General features: G+C 63.0%; 4 protein-coding genes. All 4 read right to left on the bottom strand.

Translation table 11 applies throughout. The features are described 5' to 3' along the window. On the bottom strand, positions 1-1,001 hold a 1,001-nt coding region (locus A5697_RS21815; protein WP_156673404.1), incomplete at its 3' end, for a virulence factor Mce family protein. Continuing rightward, entirely contained in the window at positions 998-2,038 is a 1,041-nt protein-coding gene (locus tag A5697_RS21810) for a virulence factor Mce family protein (protein WP_068012014.1), read from the bottom strand. The genes A5697_RS21810 and A5697_RS21815, both read right to left, overlap by 4 nt. Beyond that, complete coding sequence (locus tag A5697_RS21805; protein WP_067945231.1) at positions 2,035-3,351, bottom strand: MCE family protein; 1,317 nt, start codon at positions 3,349-3,351, stop codon at positions 2,035-2,037. The genes A5697_RS21810 and A5697_RS21805 overlap by 4 nt, the downstream gene beginning before the upstream one ends. 6 nt (positions 3,352-3,357) lie before the next feature. Further along, the coding region (locus A5697_RS21800) for an ABC transporter permease (RefSeq protein WP_197501082.1) at positions 3,358-3,515 on the bottom strand (158 nt) is incomplete at its 5' end.

Here is a 3,515-nt window from a genome sequence, read left to right as displayed (position 1 = left end):
TTCTCCGGGTCGATGCCGCGCTTCTTGAAGGCGGCGTCGACGAACGGCTGCAAAATCCAGTACGGCAGCAGGTTGGCCAGGACGATCTTGAAGTACGGTCCCGACGCCACGGATTCCCCGAGCGATGCGGCGAATTGACTTACATAAGTGAGGGTTCGAGCCAGGTCGTCTTTGCGTTCCACCAACACGTCGCTGATGGCACGCAACTGCTCCAGCACGGGATTGAGGTTCGGGTTGTCGTTGATGAACCCCTGCACCTCGGCCGAGAAGGCGGAAATGTTCTGCAGCAGGACGCCGACGGCGCGGGCGCGTTCGTTGAACGCCGCCAGCAGCGTCTTCGCGTTGACCAACAACCGGTTGATTTGTTCGCTGCGGTCACCGAGGACACCGGCCACTTGGTGGGCCTGAGCGAGTAAGTGTTTGACCTCCTCGTCGCGCTTGCCGATGGTGTCGGAGAATTGGGTCAAACCGTCGAGCGTGGCGCTCAGATGCGGGTAAGTCTGATTGATGGTCTGCGACACGACATTCAGCGACTCCTTGACGGTGTCGATGTCCCAGCCCGTGGCGGCCTTGGTGATGTCGAAGTTCGCGTCGTAAAGCTGGTAGGGCGTGGTGCTTTGGCCCAGTGGCAACATGGCCCCGGGCCGTAACGTCTGGGTTCCCCGCGGCTCGATCTCGAGCACCTTTTTACCCAGGATGGTGTCGGTCTTGATGGCGAGCCGGCTTTCGCTGCCGATGGTGTTCGCACCGATGTTGAACTTGATCACGACATGGTCGCCGTCGATATCGAACCCCTCCACCTTGCCGACGTTCACGCCGGAGATGCGCACCTTGTCGCCCTTATTGAGCTGACCGGTGTCGGTGAACTGCCCGTAGTAACTCGGGCTGGCGAACATCATCGGGATACTGGTGAAGCTCTGGCCGACGGCGACGACGAGCACCAGCACAGTGATGCCCATCAGCCCGACCCGGCCGCGGTTGAATTCCGTCAGTATTCTCATTGCGGCGTGCACCTACCGGTCGGTTGCTGCCAGATCCGAACCGTGCGTACCGGACCGCCGGGCTGCAGGCCGTTCCACTTGATGGTGAGGTCGCAGACGTAGTAATTGCCCCAGTCCCCATACAGGCCGGTGCTGCGGCCGATCAGATTGAGCGCGGTCGGCATCGTTTGGATCAGGTCTCCCAGCTGATCGCGCTGGTCGACCAGTGGCTGCTGAAGGGCCTGTAGGTAGTTGATCTCCTTGTGCAGCAGAGCGCGGTTGTCCGCGAGCAGGTCGGCCACCGTGCCGGCGGCGTTGCTGATATACGCGGTGGCGGCGGCCAGCGGGTCGGCGTGGTGTTCCAGCCCGGTGATCAATCGCTCGAAGTTGTCGATGGTCTGGTCGAATTCCTTGCGGTGCCGAACGGTGGTGTCCAGCACGGTGTTCAAGTTCTTGATCACCTCACCGATGGCCTGGTCGCGTTCGGCGATGTGCGCGGTCGCCTGTGCGGTCTGGTCGAGGATGTCGTTGATCGTGCCGCCCTGGCCCTGGAACACGGTGATGATCGCCGACGCGATGGTGTTGACCTTGTCGGGGTCGAGCGCCCGGAACAGCGGCTTGAAACCACCGAGCAGGGCGTCGAGATCTAGCGCCGGTGAAGTTCGAGACAGCGGGATGAAGCCGCCCGGCGGCAGGACCCGGTCGGCGCCCTCACCCTCGCCGCGCTTGAGCTCCAGGTAGCGGTCGGCAAACAGGTTGAGATAGCGGATCTGCGCGGTCGTCGACTGGTAGAGCGGGATCGACCGGTCCACATCGAAATCCACCAGGACTCGTTGGCCGCCCTCGATCAGCCGCACCGCTTTGACCTTGCCGATCTCCACGCCCGCGGCGCGGACGAACTGGCCGTTTTTCAGCCCGGTGGCGTTGCCGAACTCCGCGTGATAGCTGTTGGTGCTGTTGAAGCGCATCTGAGCGAAGACCACGACGATCGACACAGCGATCAGCAGCAGCACCAGTGAGACGATGCCGAGCTTGATAGCGGAGCCGGTGATTTTCATGGGTTGATCGTGTTGTCTCCGACTTGGCGGCCCCACACGTACTCGATTGCGTACGGCGAGCCGGTGTCTAAGTGGTTGTAGGGGGCGAGGCTGGCGCCGGTGTCCACCACCAGACTTGGCGCCGGCCACAGGTCATGGGTGACGGCCTGCCAGCATCCCGGCGCACCTCCGGGCCCGCCGCGGGCGTTCACCCGGGGCAGATTGTCCGGATACACAAAGGGATTCGGTGCCCCGCCGACTAGTCCGGCCAGTCCGAGGAGCCCCATGGTGGCCGCCGTGCCGGCTAACCCCGGGAGCGTGAGGATGCCCCCCAGGCCTGATGTCAGCTCGGTCATGGTTCTCAACGCGTAGCCGTTGCCGCCGCCCGTCGTCGCATACGCGGCCGGTTCTTCGTCGTAATAGTTCCGGATGGTGCAGAAGATCTCGGGGCTGTAGGTGTCGAGCAGCTGGGCGGTCGGCACCAGATCGGCGGCTCCGCGCTGAAAGTAGGGCCCGCCGCGGGCGAAGATGTCTTCGCCGGTGTTGCCCAACCCGGCCGCGGCCAACAGCGCGGCATCGAGGTCGGCTTCGTGCCGGTGCAGCGTGCGCGCTGTGATGACCGCGTTGTTGAGAGAGTCGAACAGGTCGGGTGCCGCTTTCGCGTAGACGTCGCCCAGGGCCGCCAGCCCTTGAATGTCGTGCCGGATCTGCGGCATTTGCGGATTGATGTCATCGAGGATGGCGTTGGCGTTGACGATCGACTGCCCGAACTTGTCGCCCAAGCCGGTCAAAGCCTGCGCGGCGGCAGCCAGCGTCAGGTTGACCTTGACCGGATCCAGCTTCTCCGTGATGGAGGTCAGGGTCTCGAACAGAGTATTGAACTCCGTTGTCACCGACCGGGCATCAATTACATGCTGCGGTGTGATACGTTGCGGCGTAGGCTTTTTCGGCGAAGTCAACGACACGTACTTGTTGCCGAAGACCGTGGTCGCCTTGATATTGGCGTCCACGTTGGCCGGGATCAGCTCGATGTACTTCGGATTCACGTTCAAGTCGAACTTGGCCACCTGGGTGCCGTCACGTTCGACCTCTGAAATGCTGGCCACCCGGCCGATTTCCACGCCGTTGTAGGTGACCTTCGACCCCGGATCCATCACCAAACCGGCCCGTGGAGCCAGCATCGTCAAACGAGTCGTCGGCGTGAGCCGGCCGCGAAACTGCAACCAGACGACACCCAGCACCACGGCGAAGACCATCAAGAACACCAACGCGGCCGTCCTGTACGGCGGAATGCGTTGCGGGTTCTCTCTGGCGTTCGGGGGCGGGGCTGTCATCGGCGGCTACACGGTGAGGTTGAAGTTCGGGGTTTTGCCGTAGACCGCCATCGCGGTGAGCACGACGACCACAACGATCGTGATCAACGACAGCCGCATGGATCGGCCGACCGCTTCACCGACACCGACCGGTCCGCCGGTGGCGGTGTAGCCGTAGTAGCAGT

It is taken from the genome of Mycobacterium sp. E3251, assembly GCF_001666835.1.
Taxonomy (GTDB): Bacteria; Actinomycetota; Actinomycetes; order Mycobacteriales; family Mycobacteriaceae; genus Mycobacterium.
This window is presented reverse-complemented; position numbering and strand designations above follow the sequence as displayed.

What these genes read in the sequence shown, in the direction of transcription:
- A5697_RS21810 (WP_068012014.1), bottom strand. Translation starts at nt 2,038, where the DNA reads ATGAAAATCACCGGCTCCGCTATCAAGCTCGGCATCGTCTCACTGGTG.
- A5697_RS21805 (WP_067945231.1), bottom strand. Translation starts at nt 3,351, where the DNA reads ATGACAGCCCCGCCCCCGAACGCCAGAGAGAACCCGCAACGCATTCCG.